This window comes from Streptomyces humidus (assembly GCF_014649655.1).
GTDB lineage: Bacteria > Actinomycetota > Actinomycetes > Streptomycetales > Streptomycetaceae > Streptomyces > Streptomyces humidus.
Map to the genome: position 1 here is coordinate 1 of NZ_BMTL01000035.1, position 14,035 is coordinate 14,035.

Annotated in this window: 9 protein-coding genes; 6 read left to right on the forward strand and 3 right to left on the reverse strand. The window is 70.5% G+C overall.

Annotated features, from left to right (window positions below):
• Window positions 1-199 precede the first annotated feature (199 nt).
• Together IE239_RS32610 and IE239_RS32615 are read left to right on the forward strand one after the other, a co-directional pair.
• Window positions 200-505, forward strand: a complete 306-nt coding sequence (locus tag IE239_RS32610; protein ID WP_190153063.1) for a 4a-hydroxytetrahydrobiopterin dehydratase — start codon at window positions 200-202, stop codon at window positions 503-505.
• Between the two features lie 147 nt (window positions 506-652).
• Complete coding sequence (locus IE239_RS32615) at window positions 653-1,444, forward strand: class I SAM-dependent methyltransferase (RefSeq protein WP_190153064.1); 792 nt, start codon at window positions 653-655, stop codon at window positions 1,442-1,444.
• A gap of 353 nt (window positions 1,445-1,797) precedes the next feature.
• Here the strand turns inward: IE239_RS32615 and IE239_RS32620 are convergent, their stop codons facing one another.
• Both IE239_RS32620 and IE239_RS32625 read right to left on the reverse strand, forming a co-directional pair.
• Window positions 1,798-4,458, reverse strand: coding sequence for a cellulose binding domain-containing protein (locus tag IE239_RS32620; RefSeq protein ID WP_190153065.1), 2,661 nt, complete (start codon window positions 4,456-4,458; stop codon window positions 1,798-1,800).
• A gap of 362 nt (window positions 4,459-4,820) precedes the next feature.
• Window positions 4,821-7,736, reverse strand: coding sequence for a glycoside hydrolase family 48 protein (locus IE239_RS32625; RefSeq protein WP_190153066.1), 2,916 nt, complete (start codon window positions 7,734-7,736; stop codon window positions 4,821-4,823).
• A gap of 264 nt (window positions 7,737-8,000) precedes the next feature.
• Here IE239_RS32625 and IE239_RS32630 point away from each other — a divergent pair, with 264 nt between their 5' ends.
• The 4 genes from IE239_RS32630 (at window position 8,001) to IE239_RS32645 (ending at window position 12,988) form a co-directional block, all read left to right on the forward strand.
• Window positions 8,001-8,414 (forward strand): cellulose binding domain-containing protein, encoded by a 414-nt coding sequence (locus IE239_RS32630; protein WP_190153067.1) that lies wholly within the window; start codon window positions 8,001-8,003, stop codon window positions 8,412-8,414.
• A 374-nt stretch (window positions 8,415-8,788) separates the two neighbouring features.
• Window positions 8,789-10,516 (forward strand): glycoside hydrolase family 6 protein, encoded by a 1,728-nt coding sequence (locus IE239_RS32635; RefSeq protein ID WP_190153068.1) that lies wholly within the window; start codon window positions 8,789-8,791, stop codon window positions 10,514-10,516.
• Window positions 10,517-11,120: 604 nt separating this feature from the next.
• Window positions 11,121-12,086, forward strand: coding sequence for a class I SAM-dependent methyltransferase (locus IE239_RS32640; RefSeq protein WP_190153069.1), 966 nt, complete (start codon window positions 11,121-11,123; stop codon window positions 12,084-12,086).
• A 182-nt stretch (window positions 12,087-12,268) separates the two neighbouring features.
• The gene (locus IE239_RS32645) at window positions 12,269-12,988 is read left to right on the forward strand and encodes an SDR family oxidoreductase (RefSeq protein ID WP_190153070.1); all 720 of its coding nucleotides are present in this window, start codon (window positions 12,269-12,271) and stop codon (window positions 12,986-12,988) included.
• 116 nt (window positions 12,989-13,104) lie between these two features.
• Here IE239_RS32645 and IE239_RS32650 read toward each other — a convergent pair whose 3' ends face one another.
• Entirely contained in the window at window positions 13,105-13,941 is an 837-nt protein-coding gene (locus IE239_RS32650; RefSeq protein WP_308435441.1) for an aldo/keto reductase, read from the reverse strand.
• Window positions 13,942-14,035: the final 94 nt, after the last annotated feature.

Below are 14,035 nucleotides of genomic sequence, written 5' to 3' on the forward strand. Positions count from 1 at the left end.
CTCAACGGAGAACTCCGGGCGGGCGGTCGGCGATGAAACAGGAAGTCTCACGGCGCGAGCCGTAAGAATCTCCTTCCTTCAGGGAGGAGAGCGTCAAGCTCAAGACCGTAGGACCACGGGCGGACCTCTGACCAGGGCCGGGGCGGCGATCCTGTGGCACGCTGGACAGGTACGCGACATCCAGGAAGGGAGCCGGGCCATGGCCGTCGAACCGCTGTCGCGGAAAGAGATCGAGGAGGGACTGTCCGAGCTGCCCGGCTGGTCCCTGGACGGCGACCGCCTCACCCGCTCGTACCGGCTGGGCTCGCACTTCGCCGCGACGGCTCTGGTCGTCCACGTCGCACGGATCCAGGAAGAGCTCGATCACCACTCCGAGCTCACCCTGGGATATGACACGGTGTCCCTGGCCGTGCACACCCACAGCGCGGGAGGCGTCGTCACCCGCCTCGACATCGAACTGGCCCGCCGGGTCGAGCAAGCGGCCCCCGTACACGGGGCACGCTGACGGCGGACAGGCGGACAGGCGGACAGGCGGACAGGCGGACAGGCGGACAGGCCGACAGCCGCACGAAGCACGGGGCACGAAGCACGGGGCACGGGGCAGGGCGGGTGGGGAGCAGGGCGGGCGGCGGCGACGGATCGGGGAACGCGCGTGCTGGACTACGACAAGGAAGCCGAACGATACGACGCCTCGCGCGGCGGAGAACCCCGCGCGGCGGCTGCCGCGGAGGGCGTTCTGAGCCTCGTGCCTGCCGGGACGCGCACTCTGCTGGACGTCGCCTGCGGCACGGGCATCGTGACCCGGCGGCTCGCAGCCGACGGGGACGGTCTCCGCGTGACGGGCGTGGACCGGGCCCCCGTCATGGCCGTACACGCGGCCGCCCGGCTGCCCGGTGCCGTCGTCCTCGCCGACGGTCGCGGACTCCCCTTCCGCGACGGGGAGTTCGACGCGGTGAGCAGTGTGTGGCTGCTCCACCTCGTCGAGGATCCCGCTGACGCTCAGCGGATCGTCGCCGAGTGCGCGCGGGTGCTGCGGCCCGGCGGCGCCTATGTCACCACGGTGGACAAGGGCGCTTCGCACAATGTGGGCAGCGACATCGATGTCGTCCTGGCCGCACGTCCGCCCCGGCCGGCCTCCGACGCCGCCGAGGTCGTGGAGTCGTACGCCCTCGGATGCGGTCTGGTGCCGGCCGGAGAAGCCCGCTTTCCCGGCCGGGGGCAGGGCCGCAGCCCGCGCCGGGCCATCGCGGACCTGCGACGCGGCTGGTTCGTCACCCTGCCGCCCGGGCACCCGCTCGCCGACGACTTCGCCGTCCGCCTCGCGGCCCTGCCCGACCAGGACCGGGCCCGCCCGGACCCCGTCTTCACTCTGAGGGCGTTTCGGAAACCGCTTCCTGCGACGATTCCGGACGGGCGGCCTCTGGAGGAGCAGTCTGGTGCGTAACCGCTTACGTAAGTCGGTGGTGTGCCTTGGAGGAGCAGCTTGGTGTGTAACCGGTTACGCAACTCGGTGGCGCCCTCGGGACGAGCAACCTGCGTAACCGGTTACGTAACCCTGGCGATGCTCTCCGAAGGGGCAACCGGTTACGCAACCGGACACGTGACGCACGGCTGGGTGCAATCCATGACCCGGTCGGTCAGCCAGGTCCTTGCCCTCGAACGGGACGAGGCCCCGCCCCTGAGCGTGGGGCGAGGCCTCGTCATGGTGGGGGGCGGTGGATCAGTTCGGAGCCGGGGGGCCTCCCGGGCACCGGGCCGTGATGCCGCACGCGAGCGTCCGGCCCGCCCCGCCCTGTTTCAGCCCACCGTGCAGCTCTGATCACCGAGCTTGAACGCGCCCGGTTTCGTGTTCGAACCCGACCAGCTCCCGGTGAAGCCGAAACTGACCGACGAACCGGCCGCCACGTTGCCGTTCCAGCCGATGTTCTTCGCCGTCACCGACGAACCCGACTGGGTGTGCTCGGCGTTCCAGGCCTGGGAGACCTTCTGCCCGTCGGCGAAGGCCCAGTTGAGGCTCCAGCCCGACCACGCGCTCGTGCCGGTGTTGGCGAGCTTGACGTCCGCCTGGAAGCCGCCCGACCACTGGTTGGTGATCGTGTACGTCACCGCGCAGGCCCCCGTCGGAGTGGGGTCCGTGCCCCCGCCCCCTCCGTCGCCACCGCCGCCGGGGGCGGAGGTGTCGCCGTAGACGACGCCCCGGCCGTTCGTCGACACGTACACCCGCCCGTAGACCCTCGGGTCGCCCGTGATGGCTCCGCCCGTCCAGCCCCACTGGTGGGCGTCGTCGTTGATGCGGGTCCAGCTCGCTCCCTTGTCCGTCGAGCGGAAGATGCCACGTACGCCGGCGATCTTCGCGCTGGTGTACAGGGTCTGGTACGACGCGCCTGTCGCCGCCTTGCCGAAGCCGATCGTGTCCGCCTGCTCGACGTTGGACAGCTTGGCGAAGGTCGCGCCGGCGTCGGTCGAGTGCCACAGCCCGTACGCGCCGTCGCTCGCCCCGCCCGCCAGCCAGACGTCGCCCCGGCCGCCGGGCAGGGCCTTGAAGCGCACGCTGTCACCGCTGGGCAGTCCGGTCGCCGGGGACGCCGTGAACGTCGCGCCGCCGTCCGAACTCACATAGAACTTGCCGGACTTGAAGCCGTAGAAGACCTTGGGGTCGACGCGGTCCGACTCGACGATCGCGTCGGCGGGGATCCCGCTCGCGGCCTGCCACGAGGTGCCGAAACCGGTGGTGTGCTGCATCGCCGCGCCCGCCGGGCTCCACACGAACCCGCTGCCGTCCGCCGCCGCGGCGACCGTTCCGCCGCCGCTCACGCCCGAAGGGTCCGTGCCCGCGAACCAGTTGGCGCCGTTGTCCGTGGAGAACGCCACATGCGGGCCCGAGTCGAGGTTGCCGACCCGCACCACCGTGCCGGGGTTCTTCTCGGCGAAGTCCAGGCTCGTCGTCGTCGTGAAGTTCGGGGAGGTGAACATCATCGAGGGCGTCTTCGTCAGGTCCGTGTGACGGAAGCCGCCGACGTCGCCGAGCGCGCTGAGCAGCGGGGCGCCGCTCGGGGGAGAGGCCAGGTCGTTGACCGCCGTCTCCTCCAGGCCCTGCACCATCGGCTTCAGGGTGAACTGGCGGCCGCTGTCCCACTCGGCGAGGTTCTCCGTGCCGTAGATCGTCGCGCCCGTCCCGTACATCATGCGGCTGGAGTTGAACGGGTCGATCTCCAACGACTCGGTCATCCAGCCGAGTTTGGGCGTCTGCTCCGGCGGCGAGGGGTTCGCTCCCCAGGTCAGCCACGGCGACGACGAGACGTCCATCGTGTACCGGTTCGCTCGGGTGGGATACGACGTGTAGTCCCACGCCTTCGTCCAGGTGCCGCCGCTGTCCGTCGAGCGGAAGATCTGCGTGTCCGGCCACCAGGAGCTGTAGGCGGTGGCCATGACGGTGCCGGGCTTCTGGCGGTCGATCGTCAGCCCGCTGAAGCCGTAGTACGTGTCGGCCTCCGCCACCGGGCTGATGTCCGTCCAGGTGCCGGTCGCCGTCGCGTAGCGCCACAGCCGGCCCTTGCCGCCGTCGTAGGGGCCGCCCTTGTCGCTGTAGGCGAGGTACAGATAGCCGTTGACGGCGTCCAGCACACCCTTGTGCGCGAGGTATCCGGTCGGCTGACCGGCCAGGCGGGTCCAGGTCGCACCCGCGTCCGTCGAGCGGTACACGGCGTTGTCCTTGTCCGCCACGCCGACGTAGACCGTCTTCGTCGCGGTGCCGGACGTCCCCGTGGACTCGTCGAAGGTGACCCAGACGATGCCCTGGTTGTCGGAGGCGTACCCGGTCGTGTCGTTCGGATCCTGCTGGTAGTTGCCGACGTTGGGGAAGGCGGTCACCTGCGACCAGGTGACCCCCGAATCCGTCGACCGCCACAGACCCTTGCCGCTCGGGGCGCCCAGGTACAGCACGCTGTTCTTGTTGGGGTCGACCGCGAGACGCTCTCCCATGCCCCGGCCGGGCATGTTGCCGCCCAGCTTGAAGGGCAGATCCGTCTTCCGCCAGCTCGCGCCCCGGTCGGCGGAGCGCAGCACGGCCCCGTTCCCCGGGTCCCAGCTGTTGGTGTACGTGCCGACCGCCGCGTACACCTTGTTCGGGTCGACGGAGTCGGAGGCCAGGCTCACCACGCCCGTGTGCCCCCAGTCCGTCCAGCCCACGGAGTCCAGCAGCGGGGTCCAGCTCTTGCTGGACTCCTGCCAGCGGTACGCGCCGCCGATGTCGGTGCGGGCGTAGGCGAGGTTCTTCTCCTTGCGGTTGAAGACGATGCCCGGCACGAAGCCGCCGCCGTCGATCCGGGCGTTCTTCCAGGTGTACGACTCTGCGGCGAGCGTCGCCTTGGGGCTGTCCGACGCGAGCGCGGACGGGCTGCCCGCGATCAGGCCGGCGGCGAGCGCCAGTACGGCCGTGAGGATGCGGGTTCTTCGCACGGTGGGGGTCCTTCCTCGCGAAACGCCATGGGGAGGAGTGCGGGGGGAGGTGCGGGACGTGCGGTGCGGGACGGAGGGTGAGAGGGACGGAGGGAATCGGGGCGGAGGGAAGCGCGACGGGTCCGGTGCGCTATGTGCGATTGCCGGGCGGCCCCCTGTGCGGGTGGGGGGCCGCCCGGCCTGGGCCCCGTCGTCAGGTGACGGGGCCACGTACGCGGAGCTCGAGCGACTCCGCGGAGGGGCGGGTGCCACCCCGCGCTCCCGGGCCCCGAAGGGGCTTTGGGGGCGCGGGGAACCGCGCGACCGGCCGCGTCCGGCCCACGGACGAACACCGCCCGGACCGCGGAGTGCTCAGCGGGGGTTTATTCGAGGAGTTCCGCGTACGCGCCCATGGCCATGGCGATGTCCGCCTGGGCCCAGAAGCGGTGGTAGGTGAACACGGGGGCGGCGCCGCCCGCGAGGTAGGCCTCGATCTTCGACCAGGCCGGGTCGTTCTTGTAGAAGGAGCGGATGGAGGAGAAGGTCGAGGACGAGTTGATGGCTTCGCCGCCCGGCATCTTGCCGCTGAAGCTGCTCGGGACGTAGACGCTGTCGTTGAAGCGGCTGTAGTCGGTGCGGGTCTCGGGGACGGCGATGCCCAGGGCGTCCTGGTTGTTGTTCCACATGCCGTCCAGGAGCGCCTTGGCGGTGGACTTCGCCTGGGCGTCACCGGACTTGGCGGCGTAGTACGTCAGGGTCTTGGCGTACGCGGCGGCCACACCGACGTCATTGGTGTAGTCGGCGACGGTGACGTGAAGTCCCGTGTTGGCACCGGGACTTGTCGCGTTCCAGGTGTCGGGCTGCCCCGACCACTGGAGGGTGGAGGGGATCTGGAAGGTGCCGTCGGGGTTGATCGTGGTCTTGGACAGCGCCCACTTGACCCACTTGTCGAGGACTGCCTTGGCCTGGGTGTTGCCCGTCTGCTGGTAGTACTCGGCTACGCGCTCCATCGACCAGGCCTGGAAGCCGAACCACTGGTTGGAGGGCGGGTCGTGGTAGACGGGCTGCTGGTCGTAGTACATGCCGTAGAAGGTCGACGTGCCGGCCGGGGGAGTCGCGTAGCGGCCCGCCCAGCTGTTGGTCGCCCCACCCGCGATGGCGCCCTCGTCGGACTGGAGCCAGCGGTAGAACTCCAGTTGCCGCCCGAGCGACTTGGCCCAGTCGGCCTGTCCGGTGGCAGACTTGGGCTTGAGGTCGGCGTAGCTGCTGAGGGCGTAGGCGGCCAGGGGGTTCTGGTAGCCGCCGTGGGTGTGGCTGGAGCCGATGCGCCAGGCCCAGCCCGCGCTGGTGTCGGTGGCGCCGCCCCAGGCGTAGTACCAGGACAGCAGGTAGTGCGAGGCGTCCTTGCCGGTTCCGGCCGGGCAGGCCGTCGGTCCGACGCAGTTGCCGACCTTCTTGAAGTACTTGTCGTACATGGCGTAGCGCAGATAGTCGCCCATCTTCGCCGCCTTGCCGACCGTCGTGGAGACGTCGGCGCCCTTGCCCTGCGCCTTGGCCCAGACGTCCGCCCAGTACGCGGCCTGCACGGCCCGTGCGTCGGCGTCGGGGGCGTCGGTGAACTTCCACTGCTTGGCGTAGGACGAGTCGCCGGTGAACAGGTCGAGGTAACCGTTCTTTCCGCCGTACTTGAACGCGTCGCAGGTCGGTTGCGGAACCGTTTCCCACACCGACTCCTGCGCACCGCGCTGGAAGGTGTTGATGTAGGAGGGACCGGTGTCCGTCGGGCCGGCCTCGCACTTGCCGGGCGAGTTGCCGTAGCCGTACGTGTTGTCGACGTCCTGCAGCCAGTGCATGCCGTAGACGTCGTCGGTGCCGTAGGCGCTCTTCAGCTCACCGGCGATCGGGTCCGAGCCCACGGAGACCCCGGTGTCCAGTTTCGCCGGGTACTCGTTCGGCGTGTCCAGCTCGGGCGCGTAGGTGGCCGGCTTGGAAGCGTTGTAGAACGAGTTGGTCGGCTGGTCGGTGTGGGTCGGGATCATGTACTTCTCCATGATCCCCCAGGCGCCGTTGAACTTCGACCAGTCACCGGTGATCTTGCCGTACACGGCCTGCAGCCACAGCAGGTAGCTGTAGGCCTCCGACGTGGTCTCGTGGCCCTGGTCCGGGGCCTCGACGATCAGCGTCTCGACCGAGTGGTAGGGGATGCCCTCGGGGGAGAAGTAGCCGTTCGCCGGGTTGGTGATCTTGCCGTAGAGGTCCAGGAACCGGGCGTCGTACGCCTTGGCGCCCGCGAGCTCCGTGGCCGTGACCGTTGCCTTCGCGTGCCCGGTGGCCGTCGACTCGAAGGTCGCCGCACCCGTGCCCGAGGCGTTGGCGGTGATGGTCACGTTCTGGGCGGTGTTCCAGTTCGACGGCGTGAAGGTGAGACTCGCGCCGCCCGTCACCGTCAGGCCCGTGTTGCCGGTGGTGCGGGCGGTCGTGACGGTCACGTTGGCCGACGGCTGGGTCGACAGCTTCAGTGAGTAGGTGCCCGTCTTCCCCTGCTGCACGGCCAGTTGGCTCGCTGAGGCGACCACGGCCGGTCCCGAGGCGACCGTCACGCCGACCGGGGTCGACGACGCCGACGCGCCCAGGCTGTCGTACGCCTTGGCGACGAGGGAGTGACTGCCCACGGACAAACCGGAGGCGGACAGGGAGTACGGCGCGCTCGTGTCCGTGCCGAGCAGGGTGGTGTCGTCGTAGAACTCCACCTTGCTGATCGTCGCGTTGTCGGCCGCCGCGGCGGTCGCCGCGAGCGGCACGGGGTCGCCCTGCGTGTAGACGGCGCCAGCGGTCGGGCTGGTCAGCACGGTGATCGGCGGCTGGTGTGCGCCGACGCAGACGGTGCCGTTGACGGAGAAGCTCGCGGGGGCGGCGTTCGTGCCGCTGTAGGTGAACTGCGCACCCGTGCTGACCGCCGCGCCCGCGGCGATCGTCGCGTTGTGCGCGGCGTTGTTCACCGTGATCTGCTGACCGGACTGCGACCAGCTGCCGTTCCAGCCGTTCGACAGCTTCTGGTTGCCGGCGTAGGAGTACGTCAGCCTCCAGCCGTTGATGGCGTCGCTGCCGCGGTTGGTGAGCGTCAGGTCCGCGGTGAAGCCGGAGCCCCAGTCGTTCGTCTTGTAGTCGACGCTGCACTGAACACCCGCCGCCTGTGCGGGGGTTGTGCTCGTACTGAGCATGGCGAAGGGGAGCGCGAGGGCCGCCACGACGGCGGTCCACAGGCGCCGCGCCCGACGACGTCTGCGTGAGGGATCCATGTGCTGGTCCTCCTTGCGGCTCGGAAGAAGTGGGGGGAGGAGCAACAAGCCTTGAACCAGTGGGAGCGCTCCCATAGTGGGGAAGGGGGTGAACGGGGTCAAGACGCTTGAAGAGTCGAAAAGATTCGACACGTCAAGTTGGGGGAAAGTCAGCAGAGCCTCTGTTCTTTGCCAGCACTTGGCGCTAGCTTCGAGGCACCAGTGGGAGCGGTTCCATCAGTCGACGCGTCTGTCACGACGCGCCTGAGCTGCAAGGAGTCGCTCATGCGACACCCCCCGCGTTTCGCACTCTCAGCCGTCGACGGCACGGTCGCCCTCGCCGCGGGCGCCCTGCTGCCGGTCGTCACGGCGCAGGGAGCCGTGCCCGCCCGCCCGGTGGAGTACTTCGCCACCGGGCGGAGGGGCGCCGGTTTCCGTGGTGCCGTGAGGATCACCGACCACGCGGCGGCCGTGAGCGGTCGGAGCCTTGTCTTCGACGTCGCCGGCGGTCGCATGGCCGCCCAGGGCCGGAGCGCCGGGCGGGCCCGGTCCGGCACGACGGTCACCGCCGTGAACGAGAGCCGGAGCGGTTCCCCGGGCTCCGGCGCGAGCGTCGGCGCGGGGTTCGTCGCCTCCGGGCCGGGGGCGAACGCCGCACCGACGACACCTGCTCGCACGGTTTCGTCGACCAGCTCGTGAAGTGGTTCGACCACCATGGCCTGTCCTGTCCGGGCTGGACGTGGAACACCCGGGACCGCTCGACGGGGCCGTCCCCGGTCTCGGGTCACGCCGGTACACCCACGGCGCCGGCGTACGGCACCGGCCTGCGCGATCTCCGCGCGCACTCCAGGACAGGCGCCATCGGCCGGACCCGCGGCCACGGATCCACCGCAACGGTGTCCGCCTGACACCGCGACCGGCGGGTCCGTCCGCAGGACACGGGTCCGAGGGCGGACGACGCCGACGGGCCCGCGGGCCGGGTGCGTCTCATCCGCACACCGATCACCCGCACACCGAACAGAAACGCCGAAGAAACGGACAACTCCCCGCAACCAAGAAGGAAACCCGCACTCATGAGTCGTAGCAGAACAGCGGTACTCGCCGCACTGGCGCTGGTCGCCGGCGCCTCCGGGACGGCGCTCGCGGTCGTCCCCGGCGATTCGGGCATCGCCGCCATCCCGTGCAGTGTCGACTACAAGGTCCAGAACGACTGGGGCAGCGGCTTCACCACCGCCGTCACCATCACCAACAACGCGGCCGCCAAGTCGAGTTGGGCGTTGAAGTGGACGTACGGCGGCAGCCAGAAGGTCACCAGCGCGTGGAACGCGAAGGTCACCCAGTCCGGCGCCGCCGTCACCGTCGCCAACGAGACCTACAACGGGACGCTCGCGACCGGCGGTTCGGTCAGCTTCGGGTTCCAGGGGACCTACAGCGGCACCAACGCGATTCCCACCGCGTTCACCCTGGACGGCGTGACCTGCAACGTCGACGGCGGGCCCACCGATCCCGGTCCGACCGATCCCGGCCCGACCGACCCCGGCACCCCGTCCACCAAGGTCGACAACCCGTACGCCGGCGCCAAGGTGTACGTGAACCCCGAATGGTCGGCGCACGCCGCCGCCGAGCCGGGCGGCAGCCGGGTCTCCAACCAGCCCACCGGTGTCTGGCTCGACCGCATCGCCGCCATCAACGGAGCCAACGGCGGCATGGGCCTGCGCGCCCACCTCGACGCGGCCCTCGCCCAGAAGGGCAGCGGGGAGGAGGTCGTCCAGCTGGTCGTCTACGACCTTCCCGGACGGGACTGCTCGGCCCTCGCCTCCAACGGCGAACTCGGCCCGACGGAGATCGACAAGTACAAGACCCAGTTCATCGACCCGATCGCGGCGATCCTGTCCGACAGCAAGTACGCGGGCCTGCGGATCGTCGCCACCGTCGAGATCGACTCGCTGCCCAACCTCGTCACCAACGCGGGCGGCCGGCCCACCGCCACCCCGGCCTGCGACACCATGAAGGCCAACGGCAACTACGTGAAGGGCGTCGGCTACGCGCTGAAGAAGCTCGGCGCGATCCCCAACGTCTACAACTACATCGATGCCGGCCACCACGGCTGGCTGGGCTGGGACGACAACTTCGCCTCCTCCGCCCAGATCATGTACCAGGCCGCCACCGCCGAGGGCGCCACCGTCGACGACGTGCACGGCTTCATCACCAACACGGCGAACTACGGCGCCCTGAAGGAGAACAACTTCACCATCAACGACACGGTGGCCGGCAAGTCGGTCCGCGAGTCCAAGTGGGTGGACTGGAACCGGTACGTCGACGAGCTGTCGTACGCCCAGGCCTTCCGCAACCAGGCGGTGACCGCGGGCTTCCGGTCGAACGTCGGCATGCTGATCGACACCTCCCGCAACGGCTGGGGCGGCTCCGCCCGGCCCACCGGACCGGGCGCCACGACCAGCGTGGACACCTACGTCAACGGCGGCCGCTACGACCGCCGGATCCACCTGGGCAACTGGTGCAACCAGTCCGGCGCCGGCCTCGGCGAGCGTCCCAAGGCGGCTCCGGCCGCCGGGATCGACGCGTACGTGTGGATGAAGCCGCCGGGTGAGTCCGACGGCGCCAGCTCCGCCATCCCCAACGACGAGGGCAAGGGCTTCGACCGGATGTGCGACCCGACCTACACGGGCAACGTCCGCAACGGGAACAACATGTCGGGTGCCCTGGGCAACGCCCCGCTGTCCGGGCGCTGGTTCTCCGCCCAGTTCCAGCAGCTGATGCAGAACGCCTACCCGCCGCTGTAGGCCGATGTAGGCCGATGCGCCGGTCCGCGGCCGCGGCACGACGGCGACGGTCCACGCCCGGGACCGCGTCCGTGGTGCGGCGACGCCGACCCGCACCGTGATCCGCCGGGGTGCTCAGCCCTCCTGGGCCGGTCCCCTGCGGATCGCGAGCCCGACCGCGCGGCAGTCCCCGTCCGGCCGCTCCCGTTCGTAGGGAGCGGCCGGACACCGTGCCGGCCGGGTCCTCGGGCAGGGCCGCCAGGCGGCCGCGGCTGCGAACGGGCCCTGCGCCGTGTCGCCGATCCGGACCCCCGGCTCCTTCCAGGGACGCAGCGTCCCTTCCAGGTGCCGGGGGCCTTCGCGTCGTACCCCGTCTCCCGTCACAGCAGCCGTGCGCAGTCGTCGGCGGCGCGCGGCGGGACGACGCCTTCTTCGAGCCTCACGTGGCCGTCCGCGACGAACCGATCGACCTGTGCACCTCGACCGGGCCGTCCTCGACCGGGCCGTCCTCGACCGGGCCGGCTTGCCGTCCGCACCCGGTTTTTTGCCGCCTCGGCAACAGGACTGGCCCCGGTCCGGTGCGTCGGCGCACGCTGACGGCACACCCCAAGAGAGGCTGACCACCATGGCGCACCCCCCGCACACCTCCCACGGCGACCGGCACACCCCCGACTCCCACGGCGACCGGCACACCCCCGACGACGGCCACACCCACGGCCACACCGCAGGTCACACCCACGGACACGACACGGACATCGACTGGGCCGAGATGGCCCCGTTCCTGGAGGCGCAGGCCGAGCTGTTCACGCCCCTGTACGAGCGGGCCCTGTCCTGGCTCGGGAAGGAGGTGACCGAGCCTGGGCTGATCGTGGACGCGGGCAGCGGCCCGGGGGTCGTCTCCACTCTGTTCGCCGAGACGTTCCCCGGCGCGCGGGTCATGGCCGTCGACGGTTCCGCGTCGCTGCTGGAGCGGGCCAGGAACCGGGCCGAACGGCTCGGCCACGGCGACCGCTTCGACACCCTGGCCGGTGAACTCCCGCAGGTGCTGAAGGAGTTGGACTATCCGGCCGACCTGCTGTGGGCCGGCCGCAGTCTGCATCACCTCGGTGACCAGCGCGCCGCCCTGGCCGCCTTCGCGGAGCGGCTCGCTCCCGGCGGAACGCTGGCCGTCATGGAGGGCGGTCTGCCGTCCCGGTTCCTGCCTCGCGACCTCGGCTTCGGACGTCCCGGGCTGGAGGCACGGCTCGACGCGCTGCAGGAGGAGTGGTTCGCGCGGATGCGGGCCGACCTGCCCGGTTCCGTGGACGAGGCCGAGGACTGGGCGGCGCTGCTCGGCGCGGCCGGTCTGAAGCACGCCCGCAGCCGCAGCTTCCTGCTCGACCTGCCCGCGCCCGCCTCCGAGCGGGCCCGCTCCTACATCGCCGCGACCCTCTCCCGGTTGCGGGACGGCTTCAGCGAATCCCTCGACCGCGACGACCGCGCCACACTGGACCGGCTGCTCGACCCGGGCGACGAGGCGAGCGTGCATCGCAGGACGGACGTCTTCGTGCTCGCGGCGCACACGGTGCACACGGCGGTGAAGCCGGTGTAGGACCACGGCTTCGGCACCGTCCCGCGCGATCAAGTTCGCCTGGCCGAGCTTGACTTGGAGAGCGCTCCAAGTGATGGACTGCGCAGCGGACTTGGCACGCCGCGCGCCGCACGTCGTCCTGCACGGCGAGCGGTGCGACGGCGACACCGCAGACAGTACAGGCAACGCCATGGGGGCATGTCATGAGCAACTCTTCCGGCGCTCCGGACGCACCGGTCGCACTGATCACCGGCGGCGGCAGCGGAATCGGCGCCGCTGTCGCCCGGCAACTGCTCGAGGCCGGGCACCGGGTCGTCGTCACCGGTCGGGGCGAGGATCGGCTGAGCGCCTTCGCCGCGGAACTCGGCAAGCCGCAGGGGCTGTTGACGGTCGCGGGGAACGCCGCCGACTACGACTGCGTACGGTCGGCCGTCGACCGGACGCTCAGCCAATTCGGCCGGCTGGACACGGTGGTCGCCAACGCGGGGAGCGCCACCCACGACTCGGTCGCCGAGGGCGACCCGGCCGGCTGGACCGACATGGTGCTGACCAACGTGCTCGGCCCGGCCCTGCTCATCCGCGCGTCGATCGACGCGCTCAAGGAGACGAGGGGGCGGATCGTCCTGGTCGGCAGCGTCGCCGGCTTCGTGCCCACGCCGGGCAATGTCTACGGGGCGACGAAGTGGGCGGTGACGGGTCTGGCGGAGAACACCCGCCGCCAGGTCACCGAGTGGGGCGTCGGCGTGACGCTGATCGCGCCCGGCCGGGTCGAGACCCCGTTCTGGGACGGCTACGGCAGCCTGCCGCCCGGGCATCTGCTGACCGCCGACCAGATCGCCGACTCCGTCGTGTGGGCGATCCGGCAGCCGGCCGGAGTCGACGTCAACACCGTCGTCGTACGGCCGATCGGGCAGCCCAACTGACGAGCCGGTGCGACGCGTCGAGGGCGCCCCCGGTGACCGGGGGCGCCCTCGACGCGTGTGGGGGAGTTCACCCCCGTCGGTGCTCAGGGCCGGTGGTGCTCAGGGCCGGTGGTCGCTCAGGCGACGTCGAAGGCCCCCGGGTCGGGGCCGATGCGCCGGTCCTCGTTCAGGGCGCTGATCGCCGCCAGGTCCTCGTCGTCCAGGCTGAAGCCGAACACGTCGATGTTCTCCTCGATCCGCGACGGCGTCACGGACTTGGGGATCACGATGTTGCCGAGCTGGAGGTGCCAGCGCAGCACGACCTGGGCCGCGGTGCGCTCGTGCTTGCGGGCGATGGCCACGATCGCCGGGACCTCCAGGAGGCCCTTGCCCTGACCGAGCGGGGACCAGGCCTCGGTGGCGATGCCGCGCGCCGCGTGGAATGCACGTGAGGCCTGCTGCTGCAGGTGCGGGTGCAGCTCGATCTGGTTGACCGCCGGGACGACCGAGGTCTCGCCGGTCAGCCGTTCCAGGTGCTCCGGCAGGAAGTTGGACACGCCGATGGCCCGCACGCGGCCGTCCGCGAGAAGCTTCTCGAACGCCTTGTACGTGTCCACGTACGCGTCACGGGCCGGGAGCGGCCAGTGGATGAGGTACAGGTCCACGTAGTCCAGGCCGAGCTTGGCCAGGGAGGTGTCGAACGCGCGGAGCGTCGAGTCGTACCCCTGGTCGCCGTTCCAGAGCTTGGTGGTGACGAAGATGTCCTTGCGGGGCACGCCGGAGGAGGCGATGGCCTTGCCGGTGCCCTCCTCGTTGCCGTAGATCGCCGCTGTGTCGATGCTGCGGTACCCGGCCTCCAGCGCGGTGGAGACAGCCTGCTCCGCCTCGTCGTCCGGCACCTGCCAGACACCGAAGCCCAGCTGGGGCATCTGCACGCCGTTGTTGAGGGTGATCTGGGGGACCTTGCTGCTCACGAGCTCTTGATCCTTCGGTTGTCCGTCAAAGTGGTACTCCCATCGTCAACGATCACGGCGGGCGCCGCATTCCTGCCCCCACCGACCGGTTTCC